The sequence below is a fragment of the Streptomyces sp. NPDC000345 genome, assembly GCF_042898825.1.
Lineage (GTDB): Bacteria > Actinomycetota > Actinomycetes > Streptomycetales > Streptomycetaceae > Streptomyces.
The window spans coordinates 125,423-141,802 of sequence record NZ_JBIAZE010000010.1; the positions used below are offsets into that span (position 1 = coordinate 125,423).

Annotated in this window: 15 protein-coding genes; 4 read left to right on the plus strand and 11 right to left on the minus strand. The window is 69.8% G+C overall.

The window, feature by feature from the left end:
- Positions 1-3 precede the first annotated feature (3 nt).
- The gene (locus ACFY30_RS24480) at positions 4-1,263 is read right to left on the minus strand and encodes an MFS transporter (protein ID WP_390847268.1); all 1,260 of its coding nucleotides are present in this window, start codon (positions 1,261-1,263) and stop codon (positions 4-6) included.
- 121 nt (positions 1,264-1,384) lie between these two features.
- Between ACFY30_RS24480 and ACFY30_RS24485 the strand changes: the two genes are divergently transcribed.
- Positions 1,385-2,401 carry a LacI family DNA-binding transcriptional regulator gene (locus ACFY30_RS24485; protein ID WP_390847269.1) on the plus strand — a complete coding sequence of 339 codons (1,017 nt, stop codon included), beginning with the start codon at positions 1,385-1,387 and terminating at the stop codon, positions 2,399-2,401.
- Positions 2,402-2,463: 62 nt separating this feature from the next.
- On the opposite strand, the gene prcA is transcribed toward ACFY30_RS24485, so the two are convergent.
- The 6 genes from prcA to arc all read right to left on the minus strand — a co-directional run bounded on the left by prcA (position 2,464) and on the right by arc (position 8,599).
- On the minus strand, positions 2,464-3,216 hold the full coding sequence (gene prcA / locus ACFY30_RS24490) for a proteasome subunit alpha (RefSeq protein ID WP_390847270.1): 753 nt from the start codon (positions 3,214-3,216) through the stop codon (positions 2,464-2,466).
- 62 nt (positions 3,217-3,278) lie between these two features.
- Positions 3,279-4,124, minus strand: coding sequence for a proteasome subunit beta (gene prcB, locus ACFY30_RS24495; protein WP_390847271.1), 846 nt, complete (start codon positions 4,122-4,124; stop codon positions 3,279-3,281).
- On the minus strand, positions 4,076-4,666 hold the full coding sequence (locus ACFY30_RS24500) for an endonuclease VII domain-containing protein (RefSeq protein WP_390847272.1): 591 nt from the start codon (positions 4,664-4,666) through the stop codon (positions 4,076-4,078). Before ACFY30_RS24500 ends, prcB begins: the two co-directional genes overlap by 49 nt.
- Positions 4,667-4,674: 8 nt before the next feature.
- Entirely contained in the window at positions 4,675-4,893 is a 219-nt protein-coding gene (locus ACFY30_RS24505; RefSeq protein ID WP_188287069.1) for a ubiquitin-like protein Pup, read from the minus strand.
- Between the two features lie 190 nt (positions 4,894-5,083).
- Positions 5,084-6,595 carry a depupylase/deamidase Dop gene (dop, locus tag ACFY30_RS24510; protein WP_390847273.1) on the minus strand — a complete coding sequence of 504 codons (1,512 nt, stop codon included), beginning with the start codon at positions 6,593-6,595 and terminating at the stop codon, positions 5,084-5,086.
- Positions 6,596-6,832: 237 nt separating this feature from the next.
- The gene (arc, locus tag ACFY30_RS24515; protein WP_390660773.1) at positions 6,833-8,599 is read right to left on the minus strand and encodes a proteasome ATPase; all 1,767 of its coding nucleotides are present in this window, start codon (positions 8,597-8,599) and stop codon (positions 6,833-6,835) included.
- Positions 8,600-8,842: 243 nt separating this feature from the next.
- Between arc and ACFY30_RS24520 the strand changes: the two genes are divergently transcribed.
- Entirely contained in the window at positions 8,843-9,148 is a 306-nt protein-coding gene (locus ACFY30_RS24520) for a ferredoxin (RefSeq protein ID WP_390847274.1), read from the plus strand.
- A 58-nt stretch (positions 9,149-9,206) separates the two neighbouring features.
- Here the strand turns inward: ACFY30_RS24520 and ACFY30_RS24525 are convergent, their stop codons facing one another.
- The 3 genes from ACFY30_RS24525 to ACFY30_RS24535 all read right to left on the minus strand — a co-directional run bounded on the left by ACFY30_RS24525 (position 9,207) and on the right by ACFY30_RS24535 (position 12,829).
- The gene (locus ACFY30_RS24525) at positions 9,207-9,776 is read right to left on the minus strand and encodes a hypothetical protein (protein ID WP_390847275.1); all 570 of its coding nucleotides are present in this window, start codon (positions 9,774-9,776) and stop codon (positions 9,207-9,209) included.
- Positions 9,777-10,011: 235 nt separating this feature from the next.
- Positions 10,012-10,914, minus strand: coding sequence for a tRNA (adenine-N1)-methyltransferase (locus ACFY30_RS24530; RefSeq protein WP_059203278.1), 903 nt, complete (start codon positions 10,912-10,914; stop codon positions 10,012-10,014).
- A 55-nt stretch (positions 10,915-10,969) separates the two neighbouring features.
- Positions 10,970-12,829, minus strand: coding sequence for a site-2 protease family protein (locus ACFY30_RS24535; RefSeq protein ID WP_390847276.1), 1,860 nt, complete (start codon positions 12,827-12,829; stop codon positions 10,970-10,972).
- 175 nt (positions 12,830-13,004) lie between these two features.
- Between ACFY30_RS24535 and ACFY30_RS24540 the strand changes: the two genes are divergently transcribed.
- Positions 13,005-13,964, plus strand: a complete 960-nt coding sequence (locus ACFY30_RS24540; RefSeq protein ID WP_390847277.1) for a RecB family exonuclease — start codon at positions 13,005-13,007, stop codon at positions 13,962-13,964.
- Between the two features lie 14 nt (positions 13,965-13,978).
- Complete coding sequence (locus tag ACFY30_RS24545; RefSeq protein WP_016434400.1) at positions 13,979-14,650, plus strand: response regulator transcription factor; 672 nt, start codon at positions 13,979-13,981, stop codon at positions 14,648-14,650.
- A 79-nt stretch (positions 14,651-14,729) separates the two neighbouring features.
- Here the strand turns inward: ACFY30_RS24545 and ACFY30_RS24550 are convergent, their stop codons facing one another.
- Positions 14,730-16,313, minus strand: a complete 1,584-nt coding sequence (locus ACFY30_RS24550) for an ABC transporter substrate-binding protein (protein WP_390847278.1) — start codon at positions 16,311-16,313, stop codon at positions 14,730-14,732.
- Positions 16,314-16,380 lie beyond the last annotated feature (67 nt).

Sequence of the window (16,380 nt, forward strand, 5' to 3'; positions counted from 1 at the left end):
ACATTACGCCCGATCCCCTGAACTGAAACGGGGTTCGGCAGCACGGTTTGGATCATTTTCCGGTGAAGACGCAACCACCGCACTTCCCACAGGAGCCGCCAGTACCCGCCCCGTGACCAGCAAAACCAGCAAGGACACGGCACCCGCGACAGCCGGCGCGGCGAACCCCCACAGCGCGCCGCCCTCCTCGACGAGAGGCCCCGCGAGGCCCGTTCCGACCGACGCGCCCACCGTGAAGGTGGTCACCAGCCACGAGAACGCCTCCGTGACCGTCCCCCGCGGTGCGTGCCGGTCCACGATGACGAACGCACAGGCGATCGACGGCGCCAGGAACACCCCCGCGAGCGCAGTCAACGCCACCATGGCCACCGCGCCCGGCATCAGCATCAGCGGCAGGTAACACACCGCCAGAAACGCCACCAGCACCCTCAGCCGCCGCTCCGGCGCACCCGCCCACTGCCGCGCCCCGTACCCCATCCCGCCGACGAGCGCCCCCAGACCCAGGGCCGCCATCATCCAGCCGTACACCGCGTCCCCGCCGTGCTCGTCCGCGTACGGCACCGAGGCGACCGTGATGGAACCGAGCGCCATGCCCACGAACAGGAAGGCGCCCAGGAGCACCAGCAGACCCGGCGAGCGCAGCGCGCCGAGCCAGTGCGCCTCCCGCGGCGCCGAGCGCCACGCGCGCGAGGGCGGCGACACCACCACCGAGAGCGCCCCCAGCACCCCGACACCGTTCAGGACGAGCAGCGCGGCCTGCGCCGACCACAGCGCCACGCACACGGTCACCAGCAGCGGGCCGACCGTGAACATCACCTCCTGGGCGACCGCGTCCAGGGCGTACGCGGTGTGCACCTGGTCCTCGCGGCGCAGGACACTCGGCCACAGTGCCCGCAGACCGCCCTCCAGGGGCGGTGTGAAGAGCCCGGCGGCCGCGACGGCCGCGTAGGCCAGCGGCAGCGGGTCCAGGCCGGCCAGGGCGAACACCGCCATCGCCAGCGCCGAGGCGAGCGCGGCGGGCAACTGGACGCGCGGCTGTCCGTGCAGATCCACCAGCCGGCCGAGCAGGGGCTGCCCGACCGCGTTGGCGACCCCGTACACCGCCGCCAGCGCGCCCGCGAGGCTGTACGTGCCGCCCTCGGCCCGCACGAAGAGCACGACCGCGATGGCGGCGGTGGCACAGGGCAGCCGGCCGACGAGCGTGCCCGTCAGCAGCCGGGCGGCGTGCCTCGCCCTGAGGATCTCCAGGTAACCCGCGGCCAAATATCCCGCCTCCGTCGGCTCGACCGGGGCGGTGAGCCACCCCGAAGTTTTACGTATAACGCCTCTCGTCATACGTACCATGAGCGCTGTTCACCCGTCCAGAAGAAGGAGCACGCCCCCGGTGGCACGAGGCAACACCCGCCCCACCAGCCGCGACGTCGCCCAGGCCGCAGGAGTCTCCCAAGCCGCCGTCTCCCTGGTCCTCGGCGACAAATGGCGCGGCCGCGTCTCCGAAACCACGGCCGAACGCGTCCGAGAAGCAGCCCGCGAACTCGGCTACCGCCCCAACCTCGCCGCCCGCAACCTCCGCCTCGGCCACACCCGCACCGTCCTCCTCGTCGTCCCCGCCCTCACCACCGAATTCTTCGCCGGCGTCTACACCGGCGCCGCACGCGTCGCCGCCGACCACGGCTTCGGCGTCGTCCTCTACCCCTCCCCCGAAGGCATCGGCCCCGCCCGCGACCCCTTCGCCTCCGCCCAGGCCGCCCTCGACGGCGTCATCGCCTCCTCCATGGCCGCCGACGCCCTCACCGCCATCCGCGGCGACCAGCTCCCCCTCGTCATGCTCGACAGCGACCCCACCGGCAGCCTCGGCGCCGCCACCGTCAACCTCGACATCACCGACGGCACCCGCCAGGTCGCCGACCACCTGCTCGGCCTCGGCCACCGCCACTTCCTGCACCTCGCGGCCGACATCCCCTCCTGGACCTTCGACATCCGCGCCCGCGAACTCGCCGCACGCGTCGCCGCGATCCCCGGCACCACCCTGCGCACCGCCCACACCCCCATGACCATCGAAGGCGCCCTGGCCGCCACCGAGACCGCCCTGGACACCCCCGGCCCCCACCCCACCGCCGTGGTCTGCGACGACGACAAACTCGCCGCCGGCGTCTACAAGGCCCTGCGCCGCCGGGGCCTGCGCATCCCCGACGACGTCTCCGTCACCGGCGTCGACGACATCGCCCTGGCCGCCGCCCTCGACCCCGAACTCACCACCGTCCGGCTCGACGCCGAACTCTTCGGCGAACGCGGCATGCAAGCCCTCCTCGCCGTCCTGGACGGCCGCACTCCCGACGCCGGGGACATCCCCGTCCACCTCGTCGTACGGGCCTCCACGGCCCCACCAGGCGCCTCCTGAAACGCCCTGTGCCCCGGCCGTCCACCGGCCGGGGCACAGAAAAGGGTGAAGACGAGGGCGGCCTACTCCTCCCCGGAGCTCTCCTCCTCGGAACTCTCCGCCTCCGTCGCCGCGCCGTCCGCCTCCAGCAGACGCGACAGCTGACGACCCACGATCCGCTTGAACTTCCGCTTCTGCGGCCGCGTACGGTCCAGCACCGCGACCTCCAGCCGCTCCGCCGGAATCTCCCGCTGCGTACCGTTCGTGTCCCGGGACAGCGCCTGCACCGCCAGCTTCAACGCCTCGGCCAGACTCATGCCGTCCTGATGACGCTGATCCAGGTAGCTGCTGATCTGCTCGGCATTACCACCGACCGCCACCGAACCGTGCTCGTCCACGATCGAACCGTCATGCGGCAGCCGATAGATCTGGTCACCGTCCGGAGTCTCGCCCACCTCCGCCACGACCAGCTCCACCTCGTACGGCTTCTCACCCGCCGAGGAGAAGATCGTGCCCAGCGTCTGCGCGTACACGTTCGCCAGACCGCGCGCGGTCACATCGTCACGGTCATAGGTGTAACCACGCAGGTCGGCGTACCGCACACCACCGATCCGCAGATTCTCGTACTCGTTGTACTTACCGGCGGCCGCGAAACCGATCCGGTCATAGATCTCGCTGAACTTGTGCAGCGCACGGGACGGGTTCTCACCGACGAACACAATGCCGTCGGCATACTGCAGCACAACCAGGCTGCGGCCACGAGCGATGCCCTTGCGCGCGTACTCCGCGCGATCCGCCATCGCCTGCTGGGGTGAGACATAGAACGGCGTCGACACCGGTTATCCGTCCCTTTCTGTCGAAATCACTGGATCACCTGCGATGAGAACGGAACCGACCGCTAGAGCAGCGCCGCACGCGGACCGTCCGGCTGCTCCAGACGGCGCTCGAGGATCGAACGGGCGATCTCGGACGACTCCTCGTCCGTCAGCCTGCGGAAACCGTCCTCGGTGATCACGGTGACGATCGGATAGATCCGGCGCGCGACATCGGGACCGCCCGTCGCCGAGTCGTCGTCGGCCGCGTCGTACAGGGCCTGCACCACCAACGTCGTGGCCTGGCTCTCCGACAGATCGCCACGGAACAACTTCTTCATCGCCCCGCGCGCGAAGATCGAGCCCGACCCGGTCGCGGCGAAATTGTGCTCCTCGGAACGACCGCCCGTGACGTCGTACGAGAAGATCCGCCCCCTGCCGCGGTCCACGTCGAACCCGGCGAAGAGCGGCACCACGGCCAGACCCTGCATGGCCATGCCCAGGTTGGAACGGATCATGGTCGACAGCCGGTTCGCCTTGCCCTCCAGCGACAGCTGCGCGCCCTCGACCTTCTCGAAGTGCTCCAGCTCCAGCTGGAACAGCTTCACCATCTCCACGGCCAGACCGGCCGTGCCGGCGATACCGACGGCCGAGTACTCGTCCGCCGGGAACACCTTCTCGATGTCCCGCTGCGCGATGACGTTGCCCATCGTCGCCCGCCGGTCACCGGCCAGCACCACGCCACCGGGGAACGTGACGGCCACGATCGTCGTCCCGTGCGGGGCCTCGATCACGCCCTGCGTCGGGGGCAGCTGACGCTTTCCGGGCAGCAGCTCCGGCTGGTGCTCGGACAGGAAGTCCATGAAGGACGAGGACCCAGGCGTCAGGAAGGCAGCTGGTAGACGCCCGGTGCTACGAGTGTTGGCTTCCACGCGTTTCCTTCCACGTATGTCGCAGCCCGCCTTATGACGTCGGGCCGATCCCTGAACTGCCCCAGTGCAGCGTTGCAGCTGAAGCACAGTACGCCTCGGACCCTACCCGTCTCGTGGCAGTGATCCACATGCTCCGCAGGAGCCGCTGGGCAGATACAGCAGACGCCGTGCTGCTCTGCGACCATCGCTTCCAACTCGGCCGGGCTCAGGCCGTACTTGCGTCGGAAGTAGCTGATCCGGTTCCGCTCGGCACGACACTCACGGCAGTAACTCGACCAGCCATCCGAGGACGACTTGTTGCGCTCCCACCCGGAGTAGGGCTTGACCTGCTCGCACTGCGGGCACCGCTTGTGGCCCCGAGGAACCGGAACCTTCACGCGGACCGTCCTGCCCCGAGCTTCCCGCCGGCGCCGGTAGTACTCCGCGGCGCATTCGCGACAGTTGGCCTGAAGCCCGTCAGGCCTGGAGTTGTTGCTCGCGAATGCGCCGACCGGAAGGTGCTTCTGACACGCCGAGCACTTCTTCGCTCCCCCGTCGTTCACGGATGTGACTACTGTCCACCCTTTTGAACGAATGACCTCACGAAATCCTCGGCGTTCTCTTCCAATACGTCATCGATTTCATCCAGGACGGAGTCCACGTCGTCGCTCAGCTTCTCGTGGCGCTCCTTGAGGTCCTCGGAGCCCTGCGCCTCCGCGGTCTGCTCCTCGACCTCCTCCGTGGAGCGCGTCGCCTTCTGCTGGCCGCCGCCGGTGTCCTTGGTCGCCATAACCCTCACCCCGCTCAGTTCGCCCGACATGGTCGACAGGTCGGCTTTCCTGCCGATCGGTGGTGATCAGACCCTACAAGCCTGGTCCGACATCGGCCCTGTAGTTGTTCCAACGTACGAGGGCCACCTTTCGATGATTCCCTTGCGGCGGGGTTTCCACCCCGCCGCGGGAAAGGCTCCTGGTGTCCGCTCAGCCGCCCGACAGGACCCTGACCAGGTCTTCTGCGGTGCGGCATCGGTCCAGGAGCGCCTTGACGTGATTTCGCGTTCCGCGAAGCGGTTCCAGGGTTGGGACGCGTTGGAGCGAGTCCCGGCCCGGGAGGTCGAAGATGACCGAGTCCCAGGAGGCGGCGGCGACGTCGTCGGCGTACTGCTCGAGGCAGCGGCCGCGGAAGTACGCGCGGGTGTCCTCCGGGGGCTTGACCTTGGCTCGCTCGACCTCCGCCTCGTCCAGGAGCCGCTTCATGCGGCCGCGGGCGGCGAGGCGGTTGTAGAGGCCTTTCTCGGCCCGTACGTCGGCGTACTGGAGGTCGAGGAGGTGCAGCTTCGCCGCGTCCCAGTCGAGGCTGTCGCGGCGGCGGTAGCCCTCCATGAGTTCCCGCTTGGCGACCCAGTCCAGTTCGCCGGCCAGGCTCATGGGGTCGTTCTCCAGGCGGGTGAGGGTGTCCTCCCAGCGCGTGAGGACGTCCCTGGTCTGGTCGTCGGCGTCGGCCCCGAACCGTTCCTCGACGTATTTGCGCGACAGTTCGTAGTACTCCATCTGGAGCTGTACGGCGGTGAGTGTGCGGCCGCTACGGAGGGTGACCAGCCTCTTCAGCGTCGGGTCGTGCGAGACCTGGTGGAGCGTGCGTACGGGCTGGTCGACGGCGAGATCGACCGCGATGAAGCCGTCCTCGATCATGGACAGGACCAGGGCCGTGGTGCCCAGTTTGAGGTAGGTCGAGATCTCGGACAGGTTCGCGTCGCCGATGATCACGTGGAGGCGGCGGTATTTCTCGGCGTCCGCGTGGGGCTCGTCGCGGGTGTTGATGATGGGCCGCTTGAGGGTCGTCTCCAGGCCGACCTCGACTTCGAAGTAGTCGGCGCGCTGGCTGAGCTGGAAGCCGTGTTCGTGGCCGTCCTGGCCGATGCCGACGCGGCCGGCGCCGGCGAAGACCTGGCGGGAGACGAAGAAGGGGGTGAGGTGGCGCACGATGTCGGAGAAGGCGGTTTCCCGCTTCATCAGGTAGTTCTCGTGCGTGCCGTAGGAGGCGCCTTTGTTGTCGGTGTTGTTCTTGTAGAGGTGGATGGGCTGGGCGCCGGGGAGCTGGGCCGCGCGTTCGGCGGCTTCGGCCATGATCCGTTCGCCGGCCTTGTCCCAGAGGACGGCGTCGCGGGGGTTGGTGACCTCGGGGGCGCTGTATTCGGGGTGGGCGTGGTCGACGTAGAGGCGGGCGCCGTTGGTGAGGATCACGTTGGCGAGGCCGATGTCCTCGTCGGTGAGCTGGCTGGAGTCGGCGGCCTCGCGGGCGAGGTCGAAGCCTCGGGCGTCCCGGAGCGGATTCTCCTCCTCGAAGTCCCAGCGGGCTCGGCGGGCCCGGTGCATCGCCGCGGCGTAGGCGTTGACGATCTGGGATGAGGTGAGCATGGCATTGGCGTTGGGGTGGCCGGGGACGGAGATCCCGTACTCCGTCTCGATGCCCATTACTCGCCGTACGGTCATGCGGCCCTCCTTGCCCGGCGGCGCCCTCGGTCGTGGGCGCCGCTCAGATACCGGTGGTGCTCCGGTGTGGGTGCGGTGCCCGTCCTCCCGGCACTGCGCAACCCGTCGGTAGGGAAGAGCCTAGAACGCCTCTGCGCTGGTGGGGAGATCATTTGCGTCATTGCCTTGCTCCAGCCGTGGCCTGAAAAACAGTCGGCTGCGGGTACCCGTTGAGGGCACCCGCAGCCGCCCTGTTTCTTACAGGTACTGTCCGGTGTTCGCCACCGTGTCGATGGAGCGTCCGGTGTCCGCGCCTTGCTTTCCGGTGATGAGGGTGCGGATGTAGACGATCCGTTCGCCCTTCTTTCCGGAGATTCGGGCCCAGTCGTCGGGGTTGGTGGTGTTGGGGAGGTCCTCGTTCTCCTTGAACTCGTCCACGCAAGCCTGGAGGAGGTGGGAGACGCGCAGGCCCTTCTGGTTCTTTTCGAGGAAGTCCTTGATCGCCATTTTCTTGGCGCGGCCCACGATGTTTTCGATCATGGCGCCGGAGTTGAAGTCCTTGAAGTAGAGGACTTCCTTGTCGCCGTTGGCATAGGTGACTTCCAGGAAGCGGTTTTCCTCGGATTCGGCGTACATGTGTTCCACGGCCGTCTGGATCATGCTCTGGGCGGTCATGGCCTTGTCGCCGCCGTGCTCGCCGAGGTCGTCGGAGTGCAGGGGGAGGCGTTCGGTGAGGTACTTACCGAAGATGTCCTTGGCGGCTTCGGCGTCCGGGCGCTCGATCTTGATCTTCACGTCGAGCCGGCCGGGCCGCAGGATGGCGGGGTCGATCATGTCCTCGCGGTTGGAGGCGCCGATCACGACCACGTTCTGCAGGCCTTCCACACCGTCGATCTCGGCGAGGAGCTGGGGGACGATGGTGTTCTCCACGTCCGAGCTGACGCCGGAGCCACGGGTGCGGAAGAGGGACTCCATCTCGTCGAAGAAGACGATCACGGGGGTGCCCTCGCTGGCCTTCTCCCTGGCCCGCTGGAAGACGAGGCGGATCTGCCGCTCGGTCTCGCCGACGTACTTGTTCAGGAGCTCGGGGCCCTTGATGTTGAGGAAGAAGCTCTTGCCGGCGGCCTGGCCGGTGACCTCGGCGACCTTCTTGGCCAGCGAGTTGGCGACGGCCTTGGCGATGAGCGTCTTGCCGCATCCGGGGGGCCCGTAGAGCAGCACGCCCTTGGGCGGCCGCAGTTCGTGCTCCTTGAAGAGGTCGGGGTAGAGGTAGGGGAGCTCGACGGCGTCCCGGATGGCCTCGATCTGGCCGCCGAGGCCGCCGATCTGCTCGTAGCCGATGTCGGGGACCTCTTCGAGGACGAGTTCCTCGACCTCGCTCTTGGGGACGATCTCGTAGACGTAGCCGGAGCGGGGTTCGAGCAGGAGGGCGTCGCCGGGGCGGATGGTGACGTCCAGCAGCGGCTCGGCGAGCCTGACCACCCGTTCCTCGTCGGTGTGCCCGATGACCAGGGCGCGCTCGCCGTCCTCGAGGATCTCCTTGAGGGTGACGATGTCCCCGACCCGCTCGAACTTCATGGCCTCGACCACGTTGAGCGCTTCGTTGAGCATCACTTCCTGGCCGCGCCGGAGCTCGTCGAGCTCGACGCTGGGGCTGACGTTCACGCGGAGTTTGCGGCCTCCGGTGAAGATGTCGGCCGTGCCGTCCTCGTTCGCCGCGAGGAAGACACCGAAGCCGGCCGGGGGCTGTGCGAGCCGGTCGACTTCTTCCTTGAGGGCCACGATCTGGTCGCGGGCCTCGCGGAGTGTGTTGGCGAGTCGCTCGTTCTGGGCGGACACGCCGGCCAGGTTGGTCTGCAGCTCGACGATCCGCTCTTCGAGAATCCTCGTGTGTCGCGGAGAGTCGGCGAGCTTGCGTCGCAGGACGGCGATCTCCTGCTCAAGGTAGGCAATCTGCCCGGCGGGGTCGTCGGACCCTCGTCCCGGGCGGATGCCGCGGTTCATGTCGTCGTCGTGGGCTGCCACGGTCCTCACCTCCTCCAAGGGGAGCTGGACGCTTCCAGACCCTACCTGGGCGGGTGTCGATTGAAACCCCTAGATCACAAAGACTGTCGGGGTGTGTCCGATCTTCACCCTTGCGCTCTCCCTCACGCCAGGGGAATACCCACCGAACATGATTGGAAAGCGGGCGGGGGTAGGGTCGAAGTGTTCAACGCCCGTCAGAGCCTGCATCGTTCCCGTGCGGCTCGACACTAAACGGCAGGAGAGATGAGCGTGCAGCAGGAGGCCGGTGTCGGCGCGGAGGAGCTGGAGGTCTGGATCGACCAGGATCTCTGTACCGGCGACGGTATCTGTGCCCAGTACGCGCCGGAGGTGTTCGAGCTGGACATCGACGGTCTGGCGTATGTGAAGAGTGCCGAGGACGAGCTGCTGCAGGCCAAGGAGGCGGCGGCGCCGGTGCCGTTGCCGCTGTTGACGGACGTGGTGGACTCCGCGCGGGAGTGTCCCGGTGAGTGCATTCATGTACGGCGCGTTTCGGACAGGGTGGAGCTGTACGGTCCGGACGCGGAGTGACGGGCCGGGTACGCACCGTGGTTGTTGTCTGATTTCTCACAGGCCTTGATGGCCGGATTCAGACGCTGTGGGCTCCGGCGGGTGTCGAGCGGACGAACGCGTTGTCCTTCCACTGCCACTTGGCGCTGTCCCTGACGTCGGGGCAGCAACTGGGCACGTCCGCCGACGAGTAGCCGAGGAGTGTGGCGAGGACGGCACCGTCGGTCACGGTGAGGCTGGTGACGGTGGTGCGGTCCTTCGGGTCGACGAGGGTGGCGACCACGCGTGCGTGGGTGCCGCCGGCGCTCCGGGTGAGGACGTAGACGCCGTCGGGCGGGGTGCCCATGGGGGCGTCGCAGTGGACCGAGACGACCGTTTCGGGGGTGCCGTCGCCGTCGAGGTCTCCGCTGGCCTTCTTCTGGACGAGGGCCTTGACGGGGCCGCAGTCGATCGGGAAGTCGACGCCGGTGGTGACGGGGGCGGCGGCGGTGGCGCGCGGGGGTGCCTCGGCGGCCTGGGCGGCCGTCGCCGGTCTCGGCTGCAGGACCGAGGAGAGGGCCACGACGCCGGCCACGGCGGTGGCGGTGGCGACCCAGTGGATCGGCCGGGTGTGGGTGTGTGCCAGTTCCGGGACGGCGGATTGCTGCACTAGGAGCGTCTCCTGGGATGGCGGTGCCGGTGGGGTGGCCAGCATCGTGCCACACGTCACAGGGTGGGGGAACGGCGGGGTGCGGGGCGGAGCGGTCCGGTGCGCGATGCCGGGGTGTGCGGGCCCACGTGAGGGCGCGGTGGTTTTCAACATGAGGGCGCCGTGGCCGAGTTCCCGGGGTGTCACGGGAACTCGGCCACGGCGCCCTGTCGTTGTCCGTGGCGCGAAGGCGGCGTCAGCGGCCGCTGCCTCCGTCGGCATTGGGGCCGGCGTAGTCCTCGCCGTAGGCGCCCTTGGCGGGGCGGCGGCGGCGCATGGGCGGCTCGACGCCGTCGGCGAGGCGGCGGGCGGTGAGGAGGAAGCCGGTGTGGCCGATCATCCGGTGGTCCGGGCGGACGGCGAGGCCCTCGATGTGCCAGTTGCGGATCATCGTCTCCCAGGCGGTCGGCTCGTTGAAGCAGCCGATCTCGCGGATGGACTCGACGGTCCGGGCGAGCTGGGTGGTGGTGGCGACGTAGCAGCAGAGGATGCCGCCGGGGACGAGGGCCTTGGAGACGGCCTCCAGGCACTCCCAGGGGGCGAGCATGTCGAGGATGACGCGGTCGACGTCAGTGTCGGACAGGTTGTCCTGGAGGTCGCCGACGGTGAGCTGCCAGGCGGGGTGGGGGCCGCCGAAGTAGCGCTCGACGTTCTGCCGGGCGATGTCGGCGAAGTCCTCGCGGCGCTCGTAGGAGTGCAGCATGCCCTGGTCGCCGATGGCGCGCAGCAGGAAGCTGCTGAGCGAGCCGGAGCCGACGCCGGCCTCGACGACGCGGGCGCCGGGGAAGATGTCGGCGAAGGCGAGGATCTGCCCCGCGTCCTTCGGGTAGACGACGGCTGCCCCGCGGGGCATGGACAGGACGTAATCGGGGAGCAGGGGGCGCAGCGCGAGGTAGGCGACGTTTCCGGTGGTGCGGACGACGCTGCCCTCGGGTGCGCCGATCAGCTCGTCGTGCGGGAAGGAACCCTTGTGGGTGTGGAAGTTCTTCCCGTCCTCGAGCGTGAACGTGTAGTGGCGGCCCTTGGGGTCGGTCAGCTGAACCTGGTCCCCGACCTTGAAGGGCCCGCGCCTGCGGGCGGCACCGGTCGGTTCGGACATGTGAACAGCCTACCGGCGTTTGCGGGGGCCGCCGACCACGGTCGGGGTGGGCTTCTCAGCTGGGGCGGGCCATGGCTTTGACGAAGGCGCGTTCGACGTCGGCGGCGGAGAGGACGCCGTAGATCTCGCCGGTCTCCTCGACGACGAGGTATTCGGTGGCGGGGGTGGCGCGCAGGACGTCGAGGAGGTCTTCGCCGGCGAGTTCGGCGGAGACGCGCATGCCGTCGGTGAGGTCCTGGGCGAGGCCGCTGACGGCGACCCAGGGGCGGCGGTGTTCGGGTACGCCGACGATGGCGGCCTCGCGGACGAGGGAGAGGGGTTCGCCGTGGGCGTCGACGACGACGAGGGCGCGGGCGCCGGCGGCGTTGGCGCGGCGCAGGGCCTCGGAGAGGGGGGTGTCGGTCTCGACGGGGACGGCGCGGCGGGTGAGGGTGCGGGCGCGCAGTTCGGGCAGGTGTTCGCGCAGGCGGGCCATGCGCAGGCTGTTGCCGGCGCCGGTCCAGATGATCGCGGCGAGGATGGCGGCGAGCAGGGCGTCGGTGACGGTGTCCATGCCGACGCTGTCCTCGGCGCTGGAGCCGAGGGCGCCGGACTGGGTGAGCAGGGGCAGGCCGATGAGGACGGAGACGGCGAGGGCGCGGCCGACCCAGGCGGCGGCGACGGTGCCGCTCATGGGTTTGCCGGTGATCTTCCAGACGACCGCGCGGAGCATGCGGCCGCCGTCGAGGGGGAGCCCGGGGAGAAGGTTGAAGATCGCGACGATGAGGTTGGAGATCATCAGGCCGGCGAGCAGGACGCCTGGGACGGTGCCGGGTTCGACGGGCTGCATGGCGAGGTAGAAGACGCCGGCCAGGGCGAGGGAGAGCAGCGGGCCGACGAAGGCGAGCCAGAACTCGCGGCCGGGGGTCTCGGCCTCCTTCTCGATCTCGGAGACGCCGCCGAAGAACTGGAGCTGGATGCGGCGGACCGGGAGTTTGAAGCGGAGGGCGGCGAGGGTGTGGGCGAGTTCGTGGATGAGGACGGAGGCGTAGAAGGCGACGGCGAAGAAGAGGGAGACCAGGTAGCGGGCGGCGCCGAGTTCGGGCAGGACGCGGTCGAGTTGCCCGCCGAACACCCAGGTGATCAGCGCGGCGACGAGGAACCAGCTGGGTGCGACGTAGACGGGCACGCCGAAGGGGCGTCCCATGAGCAGCCCGCCTCGTGGCTGCTCGGGGGGTCGTTGCGGCGGGGGGCCCTTGGTGAGGGCGGGGGTGGGGCCGGTGGTGCGGGTGCCGTCCGGGTCGTGGCTGCCGGCGTGGGCGTGGGCGCGGTCGGGATGGGTGTCGCCGGGTTCACCGGCCGGGGCGGGCTCGGAGGGGTGTCCGTTCGTGGTCTCGTCCGCCGCTCCGGCCGGGTGGGCGGGGGCGTCCCTGCCGGTGGCGGGCGGTTCGCCGGGTGCCGTGGCGGCCGGGGGCGGGGAGGTTTCCGCGGTGGTGGCGGGCGTGCCGCCGGGTGCGGTGGTGGTGCGGGGCCCTTGCGGGGGCGTCGGGGCGGGTGCGTGGTCCTGCCGCGGTGCTTCGGGCGGTGTCGGAGCGGGGTGCGGGCGGGGGGTGTCGGCCGCGGGGCGCTCGGCGGGCGGGGCCGGCTCCTCGTCGGGGGCGGAGGGGTCCGCGGGGGCCGGGTCCGGCCGGTGTGCGGGGCGGTCGGCCGGCTCTCCCGCCGGGGCGGCGGCGCGGGGCGTGTCGGCGGGCGTGCCGGGCCGTCCGGCCGGCCGGTGGTCGTCCTGCGGGGCCCGTACGGCCTCGGCCTCGGGCTGGGACGGGTGGGGGCCCGGGGGCTCCGCGGGGGCGGTGGCCCGGGGCGCTGGTGTCGCGGGGTGCTCGGCCGACTCTTCGTTGTCCGGCCGCGGCCGCCCGCTCCCGCCGCTTTCCACCACGATGTCCCCTCGTTCGAAGCGTCTTCCGCTCCTGCCGGGCGGAAGGGTCTCGGGACCGATGGTATGCGGCCGTCGTGACGTGTTCCGCCCGGCACCCCCGTGTTTCCCGGGCGGTCGCCGGGTGGGCCGGGCGGGGAGTGGGTGACTGTCAGTGGCGGGCCGTATGGTCTGGGGCATGGAGAGCAGCAGCGAGGGCGTCGGCGGTGCGGGCGTCGAGGGTGGGGCCGTGGAGGACGCGGCGCGTGCGGGGGCGGTCGTGCCCGAGGCGGTGAGGGGTGCCGTGGCGACGGCTCCGGCGTCGCTGTCGCCGTCGCGTGCGGGTGACTTCATGCAGTGTCCGCTGCTGTACCGGTTCCGGGTGATCGACCGGTTGCCGGAGAAGCCGAGCCCTGCGGCCACGCGGGGGACGCTGGTGCACGCGGTCCTCGAGCGGCTGTTCGACGCTCCGGCGGCGGAGCGGACGGCGCCGAAGGCCAGGGCGCTGGTCCCGGGCCAGTGGGACCGGCTGCGGGAGACGCGGCCGGAGCTGGTGGAGTTGTTCGCCGACGATCCGCGGGGCGAGCGGCTGGCGGGCTGGCTGGCGGAGGCTGAGGCGCTGGTGGAGCGCTGGTTCACGCTGGAGGATCCGACGCGTCTGGAGCCCGCCGAGCGGGAGCTGTTCGTGGAGGCGGAGCTGGAGTCGGGGCTGCGGCTGCGCGGGATCATCGACCGGGTCGACGTGGCGCCGACCGGGGAGGTGCGGATCGTCGACTACAAGACGGGCAAGGCGCCGCGGCCGGAGTACGCCGAGGGCGCGTTGTTCCAGATGAAGTTCTACGCGCTGGTGGTGTGGCGACTGAAGAACGTGATCCCGCGTCGGCTGCAGCTGGTCTACCTGGGCAGTGGGGACGTTCTGACGTACGACCCCGTCCTCGCCGATCTGGAGCGGGTGGAGCGCAAGCTGCTCGCGTTGTGGGAGGCGATCCGGCAGGCGACGGAGACGGGTGACTGGCGGCCGCGGCCGACGAAGCTGTGCGGCTGGTGCGATCACCAGGCGCACTGTCCGGAGTTCGGCGGCACTCCCCCGCCCTATCCGCTGGCGGTGAGGGCGGCCGAGTCGGAGGGCGGGGCGCAGGGCAGAATGGGGCCGGACTAGCGAAGGAGACTTACGTGGCCATCCGCGTCCTACTGGTCGACGACCAGCCGCTGCTGCGTACCGGCTTCCGGATGATCCTGGAGGCCGAGCAGGACATCGCGGTCGTCGGTGAGGCCGGAGACGGTCTTCAGGCCCTCGACCAGGTGCGGGCGCTGCAGCCCGATGTGGTGCTCATGGACATCCGTATGCCCCGGATGGACGGGGTGGAGGCGACCCGGCAGATCACCGGGCCGGGGCGGGACGGCCCGGCGAAGGTGCTGGTGCTGACGACGTTCGACCTCGACGAGTACGTGGTGGAGGCGTTGCGGGCGGGGGCGAGCGGCTTCCTGCTGAAGGACGCGCCGGCGAACGAACTGGTGCAGGCGATCCGGGTGGTGGCCGGTGGCGAGGCCATGCTGGCGCCGAGCATCACGCGCCGGCTGCTGGACAAGTACGCGACGCATCTGCCGTCGGGCGACGAGCCGGTGCCGGACACGCTGCACACGCTCACCGATCGTGAGGTGGAGGTGCTGAAGCTGGTGGCGCGGGGGTTGTCGAACGCGGAGATCGCCGCGGACCTGTTCGTCAGTGAGACGACCGTGAAGACGCATGTGGGGCATGTGCTGACCAAGCTGGGGCTGCGCGACCGGGTGCAGGCCGCGGTGTACGCGTACGAGAGCGGTCTGGTGCGCCCGGGCGCGCAGTAGGACGCGCGCGGACCACGCGGGTACGACGGCGAAGGGCGCCCCTGCCGAGCGGGGGCGCCCTTGGTCGTGGTGGGGGCGGTCAGCTCTTGCTGAGTTCCCAGAAGCGGAACACGGTGGAGGCGTCGAGGCAGTTCTCGAGGCCGTAGACGTTCTCTCCGACGACCGCGTACTGCTTGGCCTGCCAGATCGGCAGGACGGGCAGTTCCTGGGCGACGATGTCCTGGAGGGCGGCGTAGTCGTCGTCGGTGGCGGTGCGGTCGCTCTGGGCGGCGGTGCGCGGGATGAGCGTGCCGGTGATGGTGCGGTTGGCGTAGTTGTTGTCGAGGACGTTGCCGTCGCCGAAGAAGGGGGCGGTGAAGTTGTCGGCGTCCGGGTAGTCGGGGACCCAGCCCTTGACGTAGACGCCGTACTTGCCGTCGGCGATGTCCTTCTCGTACTGGTCGAAGGCGACGGACTTGACGTCGGCGTCGAACAGGCCGCTGTCGTTGAGCTGGGCGGCGATGGCCTTGAGTTCCTGGTCGGTGGCGGGGCCGTAGCGGGAGGGCGTGGACCAGAGGGTGAGCTTGACCTTGCCGGTGATGCCCTCGTCCTTCAGGGCGGCGGCGGCCTTGGCCGGGGAGGGGCGGGCGCCGTAGCGGTCGAAGAACGCGGTGTTGTGGCCGGCTATGCCGGCCGGGATGATCGAGTACAGGGGGTCGGCGGTGCCCTGGTAGACGTCCTTGATGAGGGCGTCGCGGTCGATCAGGTAGGCGATGGCGCGGCGGACGCCGAGCTTTCCGGCGACGGGGTCGTCGGTGTTGAAGACCAGGTGCTGGACCTCGGCGCTGCTGCCCTCGACGACTTCGGCGCCGCCGTCGTCGGTGCTCTGGTCGATGTCGGCGATGTCGGCGGCGGTGAGGCCGCGGTAGGCGATGTCGACATCGCCGTCGAGCAGGGCCTTCTTGAGGGCCTTCTGGTCGCCGCCGAAGAACTTCAGGGTGACGCCCTGGTTCTGGGGGTCCGTGGCGGAGCCCTTGTAGTGCTCGTTGACGGAGAAGACGGCCTGGTCGTCGTCGAAGGAGTCCAGTGTGTAGGGGCCGGAGCCGGTGGCGCCGCCGTCCTCGCGCAGGCCGTCGGCGTCGTACTCCTTGTGGTCGACGATGGAGCCGGCGCCGGAGGCGATCTTGCTGGGGAAGGTGGCGTCGGGGACCTTCAGCCGGAAGACGACGGTCTTGTCGTCCGGTGTCTCGACCTTGTCGAGCATGGGGAACATGATCGCGGGGCCGGAGTCGTCGTTGATCTTCAGCATGCGGTCGAAGGAGAACTTGACGTCCGCGGAGGTGAGATCGTCACCGTTGGAGAACTTCAGGCCGTCCTTGAGCGTGCACTGGTAGACCTTGGCCTGCCGGTCCGTGAAGGAGCACTCCTTCGCCGCGTCGGGCTCGGGTTCGGTGCCGCCCTTGGGGAAGCTCAGCAGAGACTGGAAGACGTTGTTGAACAACATCCAGGATCCGGGGTCGTAGCCGGAGGCCGGATCCGTGGCGAGGACGTCGTCCGACATCCCGAGCACCACGGCGGAGCCGTCGCCGTCCGAGCTCCCGGTCTGGGCGCCGCAGCCGGTCAACAAGCCGGAGGCCAGTCCTGCCACGATAGGCAGGACCGGCCACTGGTTACGCATGTTCACGAATTACCTTAGTCGTCGGGTCCCGTCACACCGGGGCCGCCGTCCCGGGCCCCGGCCGCGAAGAACG